The 17,995-nt window shown below is 69.0% G+C and carries 15 protein-coding genes; 10 read left to right on the top strand and 5 right to left on the bottom strand.

Features of this window, described 5'->3' with window-relative positions; all coding sequences use genetic code 11:
* The 4 genes from VGZ32_RS03460 to VGZ32_RS03445 all read left to right on the top strand — a co-directional run.
* Nucleotides 1–1,702, top strand: a 1,702-nt coding sequence (locus VGZ32_RS03460; protein WP_326884319.1) for a Na+/H+ antiporter NhaA, incomplete at its 5' end; no start/stop codon positions are given.
* Between the two features lie 52 nt (nucleotides 1,703–1,754).
* Nucleotides 1,755–2,609 carry an aldo/keto reductase gene (locus VGZ32_RS03455; protein WP_326884318.1) on the top strand — a complete coding sequence of 285 codons (855 nt, stop codon included), beginning with the start codon at nucleotides 1,755–1,757 and terminating at the stop codon, nucleotides 2,607–2,609.
* Nucleotides 2,606–3,826: an amidohydrolase gene (locus VGZ32_RS03450; protein WP_326884317.1), complete on the top strand. Its 1,221-nt coding sequence runs from the start codon at nucleotides 2,606–2,608 to the stop codon at nucleotides 3,824–3,826. The genes VGZ32_RS03455 and VGZ32_RS03450 overlap by 4 nt, the downstream gene beginning before the upstream one ends.
* A gap of 387 nt (nucleotides 3,827–4,213) precedes the next feature.
* Nucleotides 4,214–7,576 (top strand): glucodextranase DOMON-like domain-containing protein, encoded by a 3,363-nt coding sequence (locus VGZ32_RS03445; protein ID WP_326884316.1) that lies wholly within the window; start codon nucleotides 4,214–4,216, stop codon nucleotides 7,574–7,576.
* Between the two features lie 275 nt (nucleotides 7,577–7,851).
* On the opposite strand, the gene VGZ32_RS03440 is transcribed toward VGZ32_RS03445, so the two are convergent.
* Nucleotides 7,852–9,228, bottom strand: a complete 1,377-nt coding sequence (locus VGZ32_RS03440) for a PTS transporter subunit EIIC (protein ID WP_326884315.1) — start codon at nucleotides 9,226–9,228, stop codon at nucleotides 7,852–7,854.
* 21 nt (nucleotides 9,229–9,249) lie between these two features.
* The gene (locus VGZ32_RS03435) at nucleotides 9,250–10,029 is read right to left on the bottom strand and encodes a GntR family transcriptional regulator (protein ID WP_326884314.1); all 780 of its coding nucleotides are present in this window, start codon (nucleotides 10,027–10,029) and stop codon (nucleotides 9,250–9,252) included.
* Between the two features lie 200 nt (nucleotides 10,030–10,229).
* Here VGZ32_RS03435 and VGZ32_RS03430 point away from each other — a divergent pair, with 200 nt between their 5' ends.
* The 4 genes from VGZ32_RS03430 to ptsP all read left to right on the top strand — a co-directional run bounded on the left by VGZ32_RS03430 (nucleotide 10,230) and on the right by ptsP (nucleotide 13,045).
* The gene (locus VGZ32_RS03430) at nucleotides 10,230–10,463 is read left to right on the top strand and encodes a PTS glucose/sucrose transporter subunit IIB (protein WP_326884320.1); all 234 of its coding nucleotides are present in this window, start codon (nucleotides 10,230–10,232) and stop codon (nucleotides 10,461–10,463) included.
* Nucleotides 10,464–10,518: 55 nt separating this feature from the next.
* The gene (locus tag VGZ32_RS03425; RefSeq protein WP_326884313.1) at nucleotides 10,519–11,001 is read left to right on the top strand and encodes a PTS glucose transporter subunit IIA; all 483 of its coding nucleotides are present in this window, start codon (nucleotides 10,519–10,521) and stop codon (nucleotides 10,999–11,001) included.
* A gap of 122 nt (nucleotides 11,002–11,123) precedes the next feature.
* The gene (locus VGZ32_RS03420) at nucleotides 11,124–11,390 is read left to right on the top strand and encodes an HPr family phosphocarrier protein (protein ID WP_326884312.1); all 267 of its coding nucleotides are present in this window, start codon (nucleotides 11,124–11,126) and stop codon (nucleotides 11,388–11,390) included.
* Nucleotides 11,391–11,392: 2 nt separating this feature from the next.
* Nucleotides 11,393–13,045, top strand: a complete 1,653-nt coding sequence (ptsP, locus tag VGZ32_RS03415; RefSeq protein ID WP_326884311.1) for a phosphoenolpyruvate--protein phosphotransferase — start codon at nucleotides 11,393–11,395, stop codon at nucleotides 13,043–13,045.
* Nucleotides 13,046–13,327: 282 nt separating this feature from the next.
* On the opposite strand, the gene VGZ32_RS03410 is transcribed toward ptsP, so the two are convergent.
* The 3 genes from VGZ32_RS03410 to VGZ32_RS03400 are packed head-to-tail and all read right to left on the bottom strand — an operon-like array spanning nucleotide 13,328 to nucleotide 15,401.
* Nucleotides 13,328–13,735, bottom strand: coding sequence for an ATP-binding protein (locus VGZ32_RS03410; protein WP_326884310.1), 408 nt, complete (start codon nucleotides 13,733–13,735; stop codon nucleotides 13,328–13,330).
* Entirely contained in the window at nucleotides 13,732–14,115 is a 384-nt protein-coding gene (locus VGZ32_RS03405) for a hypothetical protein (RefSeq protein ID WP_326884309.1), read from the bottom strand. The genes VGZ32_RS03410 and VGZ32_RS03405 overlap by 4 nt, the downstream gene beginning before the upstream one ends.
* Before the next feature lie 50 nt (nucleotides 14,116–14,165).
* A complete protein-coding gene (locus tag VGZ32_RS03400) occupies nucleotides 14,166–15,401 on the bottom strand; it encodes a hypothetical protein (RefSeq protein ID WP_326884308.1) in 1,236 nt (411 codons plus the stop codon).
* A gap of 343 nt (nucleotides 15,402–15,744) precedes the next feature.
* Between VGZ32_RS03400 and VGZ32_RS03395 the strand changes: the two genes are divergently transcribed.
* Entirely contained in the window at nucleotides 15,745–16,911 is a 1,167-nt protein-coding gene (locus VGZ32_RS03395; protein WP_326884307.1) for a helix-turn-helix transcriptional regulator, read from the top strand.
* A gap of 14 nt (nucleotides 16,912–16,925) precedes the next feature.
* Nucleotides 16,926–17,648 carry a 5-formyltetrahydrofolate cyclo-ligase gene (locus tag VGZ32_RS03390; protein WP_326884306.1) on the top strand — a complete coding sequence of 241 codons (723 nt, stop codon included), beginning with the start codon at nucleotides 16,926–16,928 and terminating at the stop codon, nucleotides 17,646–17,648.
* The last annotated feature ends 347 nt before the right edge of the window (nucleotides 17,649–17,995 follow it).

Here is a 17,995-nt window from a genome sequence, read left to right as displayed (position 1 = left end):
CAGGCTGGCGGTATCCGTCGGCGGCTGGAGCCTGACGCTGAGCCTGCACGAGTTCGTGAACTCCGGGCTGATGGCGTTGTTCTTCCTGGTCGTGGGGCTAGAGGCGCGACGCGAGTGGGACCAGGGCGAGCTGCGGATACGGAGCAGGCTCACGCTGCCGGTCGTGGTCGGGCTGTCCGGCATGATCGTGCCGATCGGCATCTACCTGATCGCGAACGCCGGGCGCCCGTCGGCGCACGCGTGGGGCACGTCGATGGCGACCGATACCGCGTTCGCGCTCGGCGCGCTGGCCCTGGTCGGCCGACGGCTGCCGGACCGCGTCCGGACCTACCTGCTCACCTTCTCGGTGGTCGACGACCTGGCCGGGATCGCGATCATCGCCATCGCGTACAGCGGGCAGATCCGGACGGTCCCGCTGCTGACCGGGATCGGGTTCCTGGCCCTGGTCCTGCTGATCAGGGCCCGGGGCGTGCGGTACGGGCCCGCGTACCTGCTGCTCGGGATCGCGGCCTGGGTGGCGTTCTTCAAGTCGGGCGTGGATCCGGTGGTGGTGGGCCTGGTCATGGGCCTGCTGTCGTACGCCTACCCGGCCAGCCGGGCCTCGCTGGAGCAGGCCTCCGAGGCGTTCCGGAGCTTCCGCGAGCAGCCCACGGCGGAGCTGGCCCAGTCGGCGCGCGACGTGGTGCGCACCGCGATCTCGCCGAACGAACGGCTGGCGCAGCTGTTCCACCCGTGGTCGAGCTACGTCATCGTGCCGGTGTTCGCGCTGGCCAACGCCGGGATCGTGCTCAGCGCCTCGTTCCTGGCCCGGGCCTATACCTCACCGATCACGCTCGGCATCTTGATCGGCTACCTGGTCGGCAAGCCGGTCGGGACGGCCGGGGCCGCGTGGCTAGTCACCCGGCTCAGCCACGGGCGGCTGCGGCCGTCGGTCGGCTGGGGCGCGGTCGTCGGGGCCGGCGCGGTGGCCGGGATCGGGTTCACCGTCTCGCTGCTGATCGCGTCGCTGGCGCTGACCGGGGTGGATCTGGCGGAGGCGAAGCTCGGGATCCTGTCGGCGGCGGTGTGCGCAACGGGCCTGACCTGGGTCATCTTCCGGGCCGTGAACCGGCTGCCAGCCCGGCCGCGGCTGCGGGCGCTGCTGGGCACGGCCGACGTCATTACCGACCTGGTCGTTCCGGTCGACGACGCGCGGGACCACATCCGGGGGCCGGAGAAGGCGCCGGTCACCGTCGTCGAGTACGGGGACTTCGAGTGCCCGTACTGCGGCCTGGCCGAGCCCGCGGTGCGGGAACTGCTCACCGACTTCGGCGACGTGCGGTACGTGTGGCGGCATCTGCCGCTGACCGACGTCCACCCGCACGCCCAACTCGCCGCCGAGGCCGCGGAAGCCGCGGCTAAGCAGGGCGAGTTCTGGGGCCTGCACGACCTGCTGCTGGAGCACCAGGGGGCGCTCACCACGCGCGACCTGATCGGGTACGCCGGCTCACTTGGCCTGAACACCGAGCGGTTCACCGCGGACCTGCGCAAGCACGTGGGCGCGGCGCGGGTGGCCGAGGACACCGATTCGGCCGACCTTTCCGGCGTATCGGGAACCCCCACGTTCTTCGTCAACGGCATGCGTCACTACGGTTCCTATGACATCGAAACGCTGTCCAAGGCGGTCAAGCTGGCCCTGGCCCGGGCGAAGATCAGCGCCTGAGCATGAGAGGCTGGTGTTGAGCGTGATCATACCGAGGATGAGGAGGTACGCAGTGAGCGCGCAGCCAACCGCCGCGGCGGCGGGGACCATCGACGTCGGCGGCGACCTGACCGTCAACCGCCTGGGGTTCGGTGCGATGCGGATCACCGGCCCCGGCATCTGGGGCGAGCCGCCCAGCCGGGACCAGGCCATCGCGACGCTGCGCCGGGTGGTCGAGCTGGGCGTCAACTTCATCGACACCGCCGACTCTTACGGGCCTTCGGTCAGCGAGGAGCTCATCGCCGAGGCGCTGCACCCGTACCCGGACGACCTGGTCATCGCGACCAAGGGCGGCCTGACCCGGCCCGGCCCGAACCGCTGGGACACCGACGGGCACCCGGATCACCTGCGGCGGGCGTGCGAGGGCAGCCTGCGGCGGCTGCGGCTCGAGCAGATCCCGCTCTACCAGCTCCACCGGCCCGACCCGGCCGTGCCGCTGGCCGATTCGCTGGGCGCGATCGCCGAGCTGAAGAACGAGGGCAAGATCCGTCACATCGGCATCTCCAACGTGTCCGAGGGGCAGCTCCGCGAGGCGCAGAAGATCGTCCCGATCGTGTCGGTGCAGAACCGGTTTAACGTGGCCGACCGCCGGTCGCAGTCGCTGATCGACCTGTGTGAGCAGGACCAGCTGGTCTTCCTGCCCTGGGCGCCGATCCAGGAGACGGAAAAGAGAGTGGCGGTGGCCGTGGCCGCCGAGCGGCACGGCGCGACCGAGCACCAGGTCGTGCTGGCCTGGCTGCTGGCCATCTCGCCGGCGATCCTGCCCATCCCGGGCACCGGCTCGCCCGCGCACGCCGAGGACAACATCGGCGCCGCGTCCCTGGAGCTGAGCCCGCAAGAGATCCGAGCCATCAGCGAGGGCGGGTGACGGAGACGGGTACCGGCACAGCGATCGTCGGGGGCCGGGTCGTCCCGGTCGAGGGTGAGCCGATCGAGGGCGGGATCGTCCTGCTCCGGGACGGTAAGATCGCCGCGGTCGAGGGGCCCGGTTTCACCGTGCCTGCCGACGTCGCCGTGGTCGACGCCACGGGCAGATGGGTGCTACCCGGGTTCATCGACGCGCACGCCCACGTCGGTGTGTCCGAGGAGGCCGAGGGCTGGGCGGGCCAGGATACCAACGAGCGGACCGATCCGGTCACCGCCCAGGTCCGCGCGCTCGACGCGATCAACCCGGCCGACCTGGGCCTGCGCGACGCGATCACCGGCGGCGTGCTGGCGGTCAACGTCAACCCGGGCTCGGCCAACCCGATCGGCGGGCAGACGGCCGCGATCAAATGCTGGGGCCGCACCGTGGACGAGATGGTGCTGCGCGAGCCGGCCGGCCTGAAGTCCGCGCTGGGCGAGAACCCCAAGCGGGTTTACGGCGAGCGGAACGAGACCCCGTCGACCCGGCTCGGCACCGCCGCGGTGATCCGCGGCGCGTTCGTGGCCGCCCAGAACTACCAGGCCAAGCTGGCCGCATCGGCTTTGAAGGATTCTTCCGAACGGACCGTGGTCGATCGCGACCTCAAGCTCGAGGCGCTCAGCCGGGTGTTGCGCCGCGAGATCCCGTGGCGCCAGCACTGCCACCGCGCCGACGACATCGCCACCGCGATGCGGATCGCCGAGGAGTTCGGCTACGAGTTGGTGATCGACCACGGCACCGAGGCGCACCTGGTCGCGGACAAGCTGGCCGCCCGCGCCATCCCGGTGATCATCGGCCCGCTGTTCACCAGCCGCTCGAAGGTCGAGCTGCGCAACCGCTCGCTCGCCAACCCGGGCCGGCTCGACCGCGCCGGGGTGACCATCGCGATCACCACGGACCACCCGGTGGTGCCGATCAACTTCCTGGTGCACCAGGCGACGCTGGCGGTGAAGGAGGGCCTGGACCGGGACGCCGCGCTGCGCGCCCTGACCATCAACCCGGCGCGCATTATCGGCGTCGACGGCCGGCTCGGCTCGCTCGCCGTCGGCAAGGACGCCGACCTGTGCATCTGGTCGGGCGACCCGCTGGACGTGATGCAGCGGGTGGAGCGGGCGTTCATGGACGGCCGGGAGATCTACACCTACGACTACGCGGCGGGCGAGGGCGTCTTCGTGGCCTGATGGTCGCGCTTCGAAGCCGACCAGGGCTTATGGCGGCTGTAGATCGCGGCGGGGCGGTGTCCAAACGGAGCAGGGCGATCCCCGCCGCGATCTTTCGCCGCCCTGGCCGGCTTCAAAGAACCCTGATAATGCTGCGCGATGGCGGTTTATTGACAAAAGGCGTTTGCGGCGCCAGTGTGCTCACGCGCCCGGTGTCAGATCCGTCCGCCCGGCGACGGCATGACAGGCGGGCCGGGACCACGGCAGTGCGGAGCCGTGACCGGCCGTGTCGCTCGCGGCGGGCGGATGGCGGCACGGATCCCGCCAGGGATCCGTGCCGCGCCGGCTCCGGGCGCCCACCGCGCCGTCGACGGCGGCGCGGAACGCCTGTCCCCGATGAGGTCACGAATGACACGACCCACCCGGCGGTCGGCCGCGCTCGCGTCCGCCGCCGCCTTCGCCCTGCTCGCCACCGGATCCCCGGCCGTCGCGGCCACATCCGCGACCGCGAACGCCGGGACCGGAAGCACAGCGTCCGGAGGCCCCGGTGCTCCCTCCTTCTTCGACCTGGCCCGCAAGGACTGCCTCGGCACCGCGCGCAACTCCGTCTCGAAGGTCTGGTACACGGTCGCCGACGGCGTGCTGTCGGACGTGTACGAGCCGACGGTGGACAACACGAACGTCGGCACGCTGCAATACGCGGTCACCGACGGCTCGACCTTCACCGACCTGCAGACCCGCGACATGACGTACACGGTCAAGGCCGACGACACCGGCATGGTGTGCACGGTCACCTCGACCGACGCCAAGCACGGCTTCCAGCTGACCACCACCTACGCGACCGACCCGGCGCGCGACACGGTCCTGATGAACACGCGGCTGACGCCGACGCCGGGCACCCACACCGACATCCGCGACCTGCGCATCTACGCCCGCCTCGACGCGCACGTCAACGGCAACGGGGGCGGCGGGACGGACAACGCGGGCGCCGACACCGGAGTCGTGGACGCCGCGACCGGCACCCCGGTCATCTACGACACCTCGACCGTGAGCGAGGCGGCGAACCGCGACTACGCGGTGCCGACCTACATGGCGATGACCACGGGCTCGGCCGGGCTCGCCTCCGTGGGCTACGCGGGAACGGCGAGCGACGGCCTCACCCAGCTCGACGCATCGCACGCGCTCACGCAGACCACGTCGGCGCCGAACGGACACATCGTCGCAACGGAGGACGTGACTCCGAGCCACGGCCGCGAGTTCACCCTCTCGCTCGGCTTCGGCCGCACCCAGGCTCAGGCGCTCGCCACCGCCTCGGCCTCGCTCAGCACCGACTTCAACGCGGTCGAGCACGCCTACGACGAGACCTGGCGCGGCTACGACCGGACCCTGAACCGGCCCCCGGCCTCGGTCAGCGGCATCGATCCGGCCACGGTCGCGTCGACGTACTACCTCGACGCCAACGTGCTGAAGGCCAGCGAGGACAAGACGTACCCCGGCGCGATCGTCGCCTCGCTCTCCTCACCCTGGGGTCAGGCGGTGAACGCCGGCGCGCTGGTGAACGGCAAGGCGGTCTACTTCGGCTCATACCGCGAAGTGTTCGCCCGCGACCTGTACGAGGTCTTCACCGGCCTGCTCGCCGACGGCGACACGGCCACCGCCCGCGACGCGACTCTCTTCCTGCTGACCAAGCAGCAGCGCGCGAACGGCGAGATCCCGCGCAACTCGCTGGTCAACGGCCTGGCCGCACCCGACACCGGCGGCGACCAGCTCGACGAGACCGCGTACCCGGTCCTCATGGCCTACCTGACCGGCCTCGGTAGCGATGCATCCCTGTGGTCGGCGCACATCAAGCCGGCCGCGGATTTCCTGGTCTCGCACGGCCCGTCCTTCGGCGTGGAGCGGTGGGAGGAGCAGTCCGGGTATTCGGTCTCGACGATCGCCGCCGAGATCGCCGGCCTGACCGCGGCCGCCGCGATCGCCAAGCAGCAGGGCGACTCCGCGGACGCCGCCGTCTACCAGGCCACCGCTGACGACTTCCAGCGCAACATCGAGAACTGGACGGTCACCAGCGCCGGGCCGGACAGCTCCGCGCCCTACTTCATCCGGCTGTCGAAGTCCGGCGACCCGAACGCCGCCATCAAGTACGGATTGGGCAACGGCGGCCCGACGGTGGATCAGCGCTCGGTGATCGACGGCGGCTTCCAGGAACTTGTCCGCCTCGGCGAGCTCTCGCCGTCCGACCCGACCTTCACCAACTCGCTGTCGGTCCTGGACAAGCAGATCTCCGTCACCACGTCCACCGGCACCGGCTACTACCGCTATGGCAACGCCGCCAGCTCCGGCAGCGCCGACGGATACGGCGACTGCTCGACAGTCGACAGTCAGACCTCGTGCACCGTCGACGGCGAACCCTGGCCGACCACGGACACGGGCACCGGGCACCTGTGGCCGGTGCTGTCCGGCGAGCGGGCCGAATCAGCACTCGCCGAAGGCAACCAGTCCACCGCGTCCTCGCTGCTCGACTTCATGATCAAGTCCGCGGCGGGCGTCGGTCTGGTTCCTGAGCAGGTCTGGGAAGACCCGAACCTTGCCCCGTCGCCCTACGGCAGCGATCCGACCACGGCGTCGATCGGCTTCGCCAACGGCCAGCCCGCCGGTTCGGCCTCGCCGCTCAGTTGGGCGCAGGCGCAGGAGCTGCGTCTGATCGTCGACCTCGGATCGAACAGCACAGTCGACCGGCCCGCGCTCACCACCGCCCGCTACGTGACCAACGGCGCCCCCGCGGCCACCACGGTCACCCTGACCTCCCCGACGTCGGGTTCGACGATCGAGGGGTCCTCGGTGACCGTCAGCGGAACGACCGCTCCGGGCGCATCGGTGGCGATCGCCGCCGACGACACGGACCTCGGGACTCCGGCGGCCACCGCGACCACGACCGCCGACTCGACCGGGGCGTTCTCCACGACGGTCGCGATCGGCTTCGGCACCAACGTGATCACGGCCGCGGCGACCACCGCGGCGGGCGCGACCGGTTACGCGCAGACCGCCGTCGTCGGCGACGTGGTCGGCGGCACCACCGTGCTCGACGTCACCGACCCGACCGGCGACGACAACGGGCCGGGCACGTATCAGTACCCGACCTCGTCCGACTTCGCGCCGGGCTCGTTCGACCTGACCCGCTTCCAGGTGATCACGGCGAGCGGAACCGTGTACCTGCGCACCACCCTGGCGAAGCTCACGCCGACCTTCGGCAACGTGATGGGCGCGCAGCTGCTCGACGTGTTCGTCCACGACCCCGCCGCCGCGAGCACGTCCACGGCGCCGCCCTTCGCCTCGCGCAACTACTCGATCGCCCCGGCCGACGCCTGGAGCGAGCGTCTGGAGGCCCAGGGCTTTGCCGCGCCGGTGTGGGTGGATGCGAACGGCAACCAGGTCGGCACCGCGACCGTGGTCGCCTCGACCCTCTCCAACACGATCACCATCGCCCTGCCGCAATCCGCGTTCGGCACCCCGGCCTCGGGCTGGGTGTTCACGGTCGCGCTGACCGGCCAGGACGGCTTCAGCCCAGACCAGGCGCGCGCGTTCATGACCAACCCGGGCGCCTTCACCTTCGGGGTCTGCGCAGCGGGCAACACCGCGAAGATCTGCTCGTTCCCCGCGAACTCCGTGCCGAAGGTGATGGACACCATCACCCCGGCCAATGTGTCGCAGTCCACTGAGCTCGACCCGACGCTCGGCCCGGTCGTCCTGCAGGGCGTCAGCGTGCCGTAGTCGACCGGTCATGGAAACGATCGAGCCCTGGTTCCCGCCGAAGTTGCGGGAACCAGGGCTCGTTTCCTGCTGTCGGCCGTAGGACGACCAGTCGTTCTGACTGGCCGCGGACCACACGACGACTGGTCGCCTTGTTTTAGTCGTCGTGGGCCCGATACGACCGCCGCCCGCGCCCAAGCCTCCACACTGGCTCGAGCGCGGGCGGTCGGGGTTCACCCCTGAGCCGCCGGATGGAGTGCGGCCAGCCGGCTTTGTCGGCCCAAGGGCTCCCTCATTCAGCCGGCCACGGGCGCGCCTAAGACGGGAGCCTCGGCCTCCGCATCGGCGTCAGCCTCGCGGCCGGGGGTCTGGATGTTAAATGTCTTAATTGCAAATGTAAACAGGAAGTAATAGACGATCGCGAAGCCGATGCCGATCGGGATCAGCCACAGCGGCTTCGTGGCGATGTCGAAGTTGAACAGGTAGTCGAACAGTCCGGCCGAGAACGAGAAGCCGTCGTGGATCCCCAGCGCCTGGCACAGCGCCAGCGACGCTCCGGTGAGCACCGCGTGGATGCCGAACAGCGCGGGCGCCGCGAACAGGAACGCGAACTCGATCGGCTCGGTGACGCCGGTCAGGAAGGAGCACAGGGCCGCCGAGAGCATGATGCCGCCGACCAGCTTGCGCCGGTCCGGCCGCGCGGCGCGGGTCATCGCGAAGGCCGCGGCGGGCAGCGCGAACATCATGATCGGGAAGAAGCCGGTCATGAACATCCCGGAGCTCTTGCTGCCGTGGAAGAAGCAGACCAGGTCGCCCGCGTACTGGACACCCTTCTGCTGGCAGGTGCCGCCGACCGCCGAGGTCCACACGATGTTGTTCGGGATGTGGTGGAGACCGAACGGCAGCAGCAACCGGTTGATCAACCCGAAGATGCCCGCGCCCGCCGTACCGTTGCTCGCGGCTTCCTTACCCAGCCAGTTGATGAAAGCGGCCGGCCACTGCCAGATCAAGCCGACCACGACGCCGAGGATCACCGAGGCGAAGGCGGTGGCGATGGGAACGAACCGGCGGCCGCCGAAGAACGCCAGGTACGGAGGCAGCTTGATCCGGTAGTAGCGCTGGTACAGGATCGCCGCGAGGATGCCGACGAGGATACCGCCGAGCACGTAGGTCGGGTTCTTCGCGATGGTGTCCGTGAAGTTGACCTTGCCGGTGGTCTTGTCGGTGCCGTACCAGTTGGTGATCCACTCGTGCCCGGCGTTCACCGGCATCTGGAAGATGGCCGCGGTGACCTCGTTGTAGACCAGGTAGCCGACCGCGGCGGCCAGGGCCGTCGAGCCGTCCGCGCGCCGCGCGAAGCCCACCGCGACGCCGATCGCGAACAGCAGCGGCAGGAAGTTGAAGATGCCGTTGCCCGCCGCGGCGAACACCTGCTCGACGTAGATGAGCCAGTGCGCGCCGGTCGCGGTGGCGAGGTAGAGGCCGTGCTGCGTCGTGTCGCCGGGCGTGCGCTCGCCGAGGACGTCGTCAGAGCCGAGCCGGATGAGCAGGCCGGCGGCGGGCATCACGGCGATCGGCAGCATGAGGGAGCGGCCGATGCGTTGGAGCGTGGCGAGTATCGGATTGCTCGTCGGTGCCGCTGGCGGCAATCCGTCGGCTGTGGCCGAAGTCATCGAGGGTCCTCCGGGAAGGGTTCAGCGTGTCGCGTCGGCGTCGCCTGCTGTCCGCGCCACGCGGGGATTGGTGATCGGCTGTGCGGGCCGTTCGAGCGGTACCCACAGCTGGTACCGGTCTGCGCGGTACGAGGAGGCGGCGTACTCGATGAGCACGTCGCCCGCGTAGCTGCGCCGGGACATGAGCAACACGACGCCGCTCACCGGAATCTCCAGCAGCGCGGCGTCCTCGGGGTCGGGGTTGCTGGCCTCGATGACCTGCTCCCCCCAGGTGAGCTTCAGGCCGTACTCGTCGGCCAGGTGCTGGTAGAGCGAGTGCGGGGTGCCGTGGCTGAGCAGGCCGGGCACCCGTTTCTCCGGCAGGTGGGTACGTTCCACCGCCATCGGGATGGAATCCGCGTAGCGCAGCCGGGAGAGCCGGATGACCGGCTCGCCGGTGCCCAGCTCGAGCTGCCGGGCGAGCGTCGGTGTGGCCTCGATCCGCTCGAAGGCGAGCGTGCGCGAGGCCGGCACCATGCCCCGGCGGGTCATGTCCTCGGTGAACGAGGCCAGCCGCACCTGCAGGTCCATCTTCGGCTGGGCCACGAAGGTTCCGCGGCCGCGCACCCGGTAGAGCCGGCCGTCCGCCACCAGCTGGTTGATCGCCTGGCGCACGGTCATCCGGGACAGCGCATAGCGCTCCCCGAGGTCCCGTTCGGACGGGATCGGGGTGTCGGGTTCCAGCTCGGTGTCGATCAGATCGAGCAGGATCTCGCGCAGCTGCTGGTGCTTGGGCACCGGCCCGCGGGCACTGATCTCCATCTGAGGCTTCGTCCTGAGATTCGAGAAGGCGTGATACTTGGCTGCGTTCCTTGCGGTTGTGCGTCGCGCTAGGTTCCCGCTATCGCTGTGAATCCGGTCACGCTAGTGTCTGGACCGGACTAGACCACCGACGGTCAACCGCTGTCAAGAACCCGGACCCGTCCAATTCGACAGGATGTCGACAAGAGGCTGTGGGAGCGTTGATGGACAAGGCAGAGGCGATCATCGCCGGGCTCGGCGGAGCGGACAACATCGTCGAGATCGAGCCCTGTATCACCCGTTTGCGCACGGTTGTGCGCGACGGTTCGAAGGTGAGCGACGCGGCCCTCAAGGCTGCCGGCGCGCACGGCGTCATGAAGGCGGGCACGGTCGTCCAGGTAGTGGTCGGACCGGAGGCCGACACGATCTGCATGGACATCGAGGACCTGCTCTAACGGCCCGCCGACGAGGACCGAGGACCATAAGTCGAATCCGACCCCACCCCCGACGATGGACACCACCGCCGCCACGCTGGTCGTGTGCGCCCCTGTTCCCGGGATGGCGATCGCCCTCGGCGCCGTGCCCGACCCGGTCTTCGCCGAGGCGATGGTCGGGCCGGGCGCGGCCGTCGACCCGCGGCGGGAGCCGCAGGCCGCCGTCTCGCCGATCGCCGGGACGCTGGTGAAGCTCAAGCCGCACGCCTTCGTGGTGGCGGACGGGTACGGCCGCGGCGTGCTGGTGCACCTTGGCATCGACACGGTCAACCTCGACGGCGACGGGTTCGAGCTGCTCGCCGTCGAGGGGCAACCGGTCGAGCCGGGGACGCCGGTGATCCGCTGGGATCCGGTGCGGGTCGAGGCCGGCGGCATGTCCCCGGTCTGCCCGGTGATCGCGCTCGACGCCTTGGCCGACGCGGTGTCGGAAGTCGCGCTCGGCCCGATCGAGCCGTGCCGGCCGCTGTTCCGGTGGACCGGCCCGAGTACGGCGGTGTGAACGTGCACCGACCGTTATCCGGCCTGTTCCAAGCGGGCTCGACTGCGCTTGGCCCGCGACGCGTACCATCGGCTCGTCCGCCTGGAGATGACGTGTACGCAGCTCGAGTGAGGAGCCGAACAATGCCAGAGCGAACTGTCACCGTGGCGTCGCGGGTGGGCCTGCACGCCCGCCCGGCGGCGGTCTTCGTCAAGGCCGCCAGCGCCGCGCCGGTCTCGGTGACCATCGCGAAGGAGGGCAAGGACCCGGTCAGCGCCCGCTCCATCCTGGCCGTGCTCGGCCTCGACGTGCGCTGCGGGGACGCGGTGACGATCGCCGCGGACGGGACTGGGGCCGACGCGACCCTCGACGAGCTCGAGGCGTTGCTGAGCGCGGACCTCGAGGGCTGAGGATGGCGCCGGCCGACCCGCGGCCCGACCCGGGCGTCCTGCACGGCCTGGGGGTCGGCGGACGCGCCGTGGCGGGCCGGGTGGCCTGCATGGCCGACCGCCCGGCCGAGCCGGAACACGGTGCGCGGCCGGACGGACCACCGGAGCGGGAGGCCGGACGCGCCGCCGGCGCCCTTGAGGCGGTCGCCGCGGAACTGCGCCGCCGCGCCGCGCTCGCCCGCGATCAGCTGGGCCAGCCGGAGGCGGCGGACGTGCTGGAGGCGCAGGCGCTGATGGCTCAGGACCCCGAGCTGGCGGAGCGGATCGACGCGCTCACCGGCGTCGGGCTGACCGCCGAGCGCGCGATATTCGACGCGTTCGGCGAATATCGGGCGGCGCTCGCGGGAGCCGGCGGCTACCTGGCCGAGCGGGTCGGCGACCTCGACGACATAGCCGCCCGGGCGATCGCGGTCGCGAGCGGGGTGCCGATGCCGGGCGTTCCGGACCGCGCAGACCCCTTCATCCTCGTGGCCCGGGACCTGGCCCCCGCAGACACCGCCCTGCTCGACCTGGACAAGGTCCTGGCCCTGGTGACCGAGGAGGGCGGTCCCACGAGCCACACGGCGATCCTGGCCCGCGCCCGCGGCATCCCCGCCGTGGTCGGGGTGGCCGGAGCACGAACCCTTGCCGACGGCACCCCCGTCCTCGTCGACGCAGCAGCCGGGACGGTGACGCCGAATCCCACCGAGGAAGCCCTCACAGAGCTCGCTGAACGGGCCCAGCGCGCCGTCCACAGCCAAACAGCGACTGGCCCCTGCCGCACCGCCGACGGGGTCCCTATCGCCCTCCTGGCGAACATCGGCGGCCCGTCCGACGTCGACAAGGCGGTGAAGGCGGGCGCGGAAGGCGTCGGCCTGTTCCGCACCGAGTTCCTGTATCTGGGCTCGGCGACGCCGCCGACATTCGAGACCCAGGTCGAGGCATACAAGGCGGTGCTGGACGGCTTCCCCGGCAAGCGCGTGGTGGCCCGAACCCTCGACGCCGGCGCGGACAAGCCGCTGCCCTTCCTGCCGCTGGGTCACGAGCCGAACCCGGCGCTGGGCGTCCGCGGCCTGCGCGCGTTCCGGGGCGAACACCAGCACCTACTCGACACCCAGCTAAGGGCCCTGGCAGCCGCCGCGGAACAGTCCGAGGCGCAGCTGTGGGTCATGGCGCCCATGGTGGCCGACGCCAGCGACGCAAAGTGGTTCGCCGACCGGGCCCGCGCGCACGGCCTGACCCGGGTCGGCGTGATGATCGAGGTACCCGCCGCGGCCCTCGGCGCGCACGCGGTCCTGGACGCCGTGGATTTCGCCTCCCTGGGCACGAACGACCTGGCCCAGTACACGCTGGCCGCCGACCGAATGCTGGGTGCTCTCGGCGCGCTCCAGGACCCCTGGCATCCGGCGGTGCTCAAACTGATCGAGCTGACCGGCATCGCCGGCAAGGCCACCGGCAAACCGGTGGGCGTGTGCGGTGAAGCCGCGGCGGACCCGAAGCTCGCCCCCGTCCTGGTGGGCCTCGGCGTCACCTCGCTGTCGATGGCCCCCGCGGCGATCCCCGAAGTCCGCGCCGCCCTCGCCGAGCACACCCTCGCGCGGTGCCAAGAGCTGGCCGCCGAGGCACTGTCTCGCTGAGGCCCACCTCGGGTACCGACGCGCGTGCTCTGGCCTCGCTGGCGCTCGGCCGTCCGCGCGCGCTGATGCTTCGCTTCCGCCTGCGGCTGGCCCGGCGTTCGCCGGTGCTGAGTCCCGCCCGCCCGCCCTCCGCTCCGCGGCCTGGAACGCGCCGGACGCCTCCTCGCTGCGCTGCGGGGCCTCCCGGCGCTCGAAAAGCCCCACCTCGCCTCCGGTCTACAACTCCCCTGGCCTTGACGTCGGCGCAGGAGCATATGAGCGCTGCACACCATCTCGATCTACCTACTTGGACGCATAGCTACTGATATCGAACTCAGCAAACACACATTTGCCGTCATCGGCAGCTCTGAATCCCCAAGCGTCCGCGAGTGCGGTCATCAGCATCACGCCGCGGCCATCCTCGTCGTCTCGATCGGCGTCGGCAGGGTACGGCGGATAAGGATTGTTGTCGGGCACCGTCAGGCGCAGCCAGCCGTCCCTTGCATCCAAATGCACCGTTAGGACTTCCGTCTGACCGTGGGCAAGTGCGTTGGCGAGGATCTCTGCACATGAGTGGATTACGTCGTCGGCTCGATCTACGATGCCCCAATCCCCGAGAGCCTCGGCGACCCGGTGTCGCAGCCGCCGCACACTCGTCGCACTGGCCGGGGCGTCGAACTTCCTGGTTCGTTCTTGAAGCGCGGGATTCATCGTGAAACCTCGCCGCGCTCCGCAGGCACGAGTCGCATCGGACCCCTGTTCTGTTTCCATTCGTCGACCACTAAGACGTCGCAGCCCTCCGCTCGCAGTTGCTCGACGGCGGCAACGAACTGGCTACTCAGGCTACGCGAGCGGTCGGGGTTCACAGCCAGAACGACCTCGAAGTCGTCTCGACCGATTACCGCCAATTCGTGGTGCGGAGGAATGCCGGTGGATGTGGCATCGGATGCGGTCTGAATACGGCCGACGACATTCAGGTCATTGTTCGCAGCATAGAGCTGGCATGCCACATATTGCGCGGACAAAGTCGCGGCGTCGCTGCCCGGGCCGGCCTCAGGGAGGAGGATCGCGGCCTTTCGAAAGACATTCATGATGCGTATCAGCTTTCTGGAGGCGTGGGTAGTTGCAGGAGCCGGCACAACTAACGCGTCTGCGGCAGATCAGAGCTGAGCCTGGTGAACAACTCTCGAACAGCCGCCGAAGTGGAATAAGGAGACAACATCGGGATCAGCGTGCGCAGGCGGCGGTAAGCGAGGGTGATCTCCAGCTGCTCGGTCAGGTCGGCCGCTTGGTGGGCGCTTTCGACCGCGATCTCGATCTCGCCGGCACGTGCGTATGCACAGGCGACTTCCGCGAGCACGAGCGCGCGCGCTTTCACCCTTTCACTGGTCAGCGTGCGAAGAGCCCAGGCAGCCGCATCGCGGGCTTGTGGAATGTTGCCGAGGCGGCCGTGAACGTTCGCGGCTATCGCACCCAACATGGCGCGGTAGAAGAACCGGGTCCACGGCATTGAGGGTTCATCAGGTGCGGGCGTGGTCAAGGTGCTGCCCAACTGCATCGCCAGGTCGAGTTCGGCGAGGGCGGCACGGTGCTCTCCGAGTCGGGCGGCCTCTTCGGCAGCGCGTGCGGCCATCCAAGAGCGTGCCCTCGGATCCGGGCCCGCGTGCGCGACTGCAGAGTGCGCCAGTTGCCAAGCCGTGGCCGGGTCGCCGCGTTCGGCGGCCGCGTAGGACTGGTATGTCAGCACGCACGCCAGCAATGGCCCGTCCCCCGCATGGCGCGCCGCAGCAAGCGCGGCATCCCAGTAGCGGAAGGTGAAATCTGCATCACCGAGATCGAACATAAGCCAGCCGATGAGCGCGGCCGTCCGCCCACCGGTCAAGGCGAGACGACGGCGCAACGTCTCGCGCCGGGTGCCGGACAGTAGAGCCGAGACGTCTTCCAAGTGTCGCCGCGCCGCGGGCAGCAGCAAGCGAGCCGGTCGGTGGTGCTCCAGATCGAAGAGCTGTGTGGTCGCAGTCTCAACCAACGCGATTTCTTCGAGGTCCGCCTGACCGGGGCGCTCGAGCGCGAAGCGCAGCCGCTCGCACGGCTCCCCGACGGACGCCAGACTCTCCCCGCGCACGAGATCACGATTCTCAAAGGGCGAGCCGACCGCTTTCGACGGCCTCGCCGACGCGTCGTCTCCGGCGAGACGGAACCCGAGCTGGTCGAAGGGCATTCTGGTCACGGACTGGAGGGCTCGGCGGTAGTGGGGACGACAGTGCGCGTGTTCGCCCGACTCCCATTTCTGGACCAACCGCTTGTTCGCGGTATTCGGCTCGCCGAGCGCATCGCCCGCGTGACGGATCGCTGCGGCGAATTCGCTCTGGCTCATGCGCAGGGCCGTACGGAGGGCCCGAAGCGTCGCGTTGGGGAGGCGCCGGTCGACGGGAACTGTCACGCCAGGATCCTTTGGTTGCGATCGGACTGTCGACACAAGGTCGAGCATGTGCGATGTCGGATATACCGGTGCTCGTTGAGAGTGGTCAGATGGTGGCCGTTGATCACCTCGGCGCGGGGCCGACGGACTTCATCAAAGCCGCGGCGGCTGGCATCCGACCACAGCGAAACCGCAGCAGAAATGACGCAGAAATGCGGCAGAAGGCCGTCTAGCCTGCGGAGATGGAGATTTGATTGATATCCTAAGGTCTATCCCAGCAATCGAAAGGGGGCAGAACGTGCCAAGCAAACGGGTGCGCCTTGCCCAGTTCCGTCGAGCCGTCGGCCTCAGCCAAGAGGGCTTGGCCCACGTTCTGGGTGTCGAACGGTCGACGGTTGGCCGCTGGGAATCCGCCGAGACCGATCCTCAACCGTGGGTACGCCCGAAGCTCGCGCAGGCGCTGAAAATCGCTCCGAGCGATCTTCAAACGCTGCTGGAGGACGTGGTGTTCGTCGGACGTAAACCGGACGAGCGCATGACCTACCTGCTTGAGCATCCTGCATCAGCCGATCTTGTGGCGGTGGGTCATCTGCGTGAGCGCATTCACCAACTCGACAAGTCATACGATGAGGTTCCGTCTGCCGCGCTCCTCGGACCGGCGGGGCAAGTCCACGGGCAGGTCTCTTACTTGCGCGAACACGCCAGGGATAGCCACGTCAGACGAGTGCTGCTCGGAGTGGAGTCGGAATCGGCCATCTTCATGGGCCAAGTCATCTGGGATGCCAGCCAGCGCCGAGACCAGGCCGGACCGTACGCCCATTTCGACGAGGCGATTCAGGCAGCACGTCAGATAAGAGATCCCGCTGGCGAGGCGTATGCCACTCTACGTAAGAGCTATATCGCCCTGTACGGCGAAAAGAACGCTGGCAAGGGCGTCGACCTCGCCGAACAGTCCGCCGCCCTGGCCAGCGTTCACAGCCCGTCGCTGGCCGGACTCAGCCTCCTCCACGCAGCGGAAGGGCACGCGATGAGAGGCAACGTCAAGGACTGCGAATCGGCGCTGCTGAACGCCGAAACGCAATTAGATCGCGTGGATGAGTGCGATGTCGCGGCTGGCAGCTACACCGTGGACGAGTTCAATCGACTGGCTGGCTCCTGCTACCTCTTCCTCGGACAACCTGACCGCGCGGAACCCGTCCTACGTGACACCGTGAGCGCACACTCCGGAAAAACGAAGCGGCAGGCTATCGCCCTGAGTAACCTCACCCTGTCCCTGGTCCGCCAGCGCAAGCTCGACGAAGCGTCCGCCACGATGCACAAAGCCATCGACGCCGTGGAGCGCACGCGAGGTGGGGCAGGTCTCAACCTTGTCTTCAGCGCGGGCCGAGAGCTACGCCGTTGGCGTAATGAGCCCTGGGTTCATGACATCGACGACCGCCTCATTGCCCTGATGGCGTCCGTTTGACAAGGAGATCGGCCGTGACTTTCAACGACGAGAAACAGGCCATCAGGGAACGAGTCTGGGCGCTGCTCGACCACGAAGGCGTCGTGCCGCCCGACGTGCGCGGCCGTATCCCGAACTTCCAAGGCGCCGATCGCGCTGCTGACCTGCTCGCTAGCACCGAAGTATGGCGTGACGCCCGCACTGTTAAGGCGAACCCGGACTGGCCGCAGCTGCCGGTGCGGGCTCGCGCACTCAGCGAAGGTAAGCGTGTGTATATGGCGGTACCCCGCATGGCTGCCGAGAAGCCGTTCTTCCTTCTGGATCCGCACACACTCGACTTGTCGTCGGAAGCCGCCGCGGATCCGCGGACCGCTGCGGATCACGCACAGCGGGCCGCCATCGAGGACATGCAATCCGTCGACGTTGTCGTTTGCGGCTGCGTAGCGGTCAATCAGTCCGGCGCTCGCCTCGGCAAGGGTGCAGGCTACTCAGACCTCGAGGTCGCGCTCCTCATTGAAGCCGGCCTCGTCACCGACGCCACGGTGATCGTTACGACCGTGCACGATCTCCAGGTCATTGATGACGACATCCCCGAAGCGCCATACGACTTCCGCGTCGATGTCATCGCGACGCCTAGCCGACTCATCCGCTGCGGTAATCCGCGGCGACCGGCGGGCATCATCCAGAACAATCTTCGCAGAGATCAAATTGAGGCGATCCCGGCACTTTCAAGGCGGTTCAAAGAGCAGCGCACTTGACTGTCGGACGACCCACGGGAAGCTGACGAGCAGGCTGGCGGTCGCTCAACGGGGCAAGGTCACAGACAGCAACGACCTCCCAGGCGCGGTGTGGCTGCGGCTCGGATATCCAACGGGAACGTGGCTTGGATCGCTCTGCTGGGACAGGACCTTTCCGAGCGCCGGTCGCCCCCGCAGCGCAGCGAGGAGGCGTCCGGCGCGTTCCAGGCCGCGGAGCGGAGGGCGGATGCTCTCCTGTGTGTCAAGTGGGGGTGGGCAGTGAGCGTTGTTCGGTGTCGTGTTTGATCAGGTAGTAGGCCTCGCGGGCGAGGTAGCGCTTGAGGCAGCGCATGATCTCGGGTTTGGTC

This window comes from Actinocrinis sp., from assembly GCF_035938995.1.
GTDB lineage: Bacteria > Actinomycetota > Actinomycetes > Streptomycetales > Catenulisporaceae > DASZGI01.
Note: the sequence above shows the minus strand (reverse complement) of the source record. Positions and strands in the feature narration are given on the sequence as shown.

Coding starts and splice junctions, on each gene's coding strand:
- VGZ32_RS03440 (WP_326884315.1), bottom strand. CDS start 9,228: ATGACTTCGGCCACAGCCGACGGATTGCCGCCAGCGGCACCGACGAGC.
- VGZ32_RS03405 (WP_326884309.1), bottom strand. CDS start 14,115: ATGAATGTCTTTCGAAAGGCCGCGATCCTCCTCCCTGAGGCCGGCCCG.
- VGZ32_RS03425 (WP_326884313.1), top strand. CDS start 10,519: ATGGACACCACCGCCGCCACGCTGGTCGTGTGCGCCCCTGTTCCCGGG.
- VGZ32_RS03400 (WP_326884308.1), bottom strand. CDS start 15,401: ATGAGCCAGAGCGAATTCGCCGCAGCGATCCGTCACGCGGGCGATGCG.
- VGZ32_RS03420 (WP_326884312.1), top strand. CDS start 11,124: ATGCCAGAGCGAACTGTCACCGTGGCGTCGCGGGTGGGCCTGCACGCC.
- VGZ32_RS03445 (WP_326884316.1), top strand. CDS start 4,214: ATGACACGACCCACCCGGCGGTCGGCCGCGCTCGCGTCCGCCGCCGCC.
- VGZ32_RS03435 (WP_326884314.1), bottom strand. CDS start 10,029: ATGGAGATCAGTGCCCGCGGGCCGGTGCCCAAGCACCAGCAGCTGCGC.
- ptsP (WP_326884311.1), top strand. CDS start 11,393: ATGGCGCCGGCCGACCCGCGGCCCGACCCGGGCGTCCTGCACGGCCTG.
- VGZ32_RS03410 (WP_326884310.1), bottom strand. CDS start 13,735: ATGAATCCCGCGCTTCAAGAACGAACCAGGAAGTTCGACGCCCCGGCC.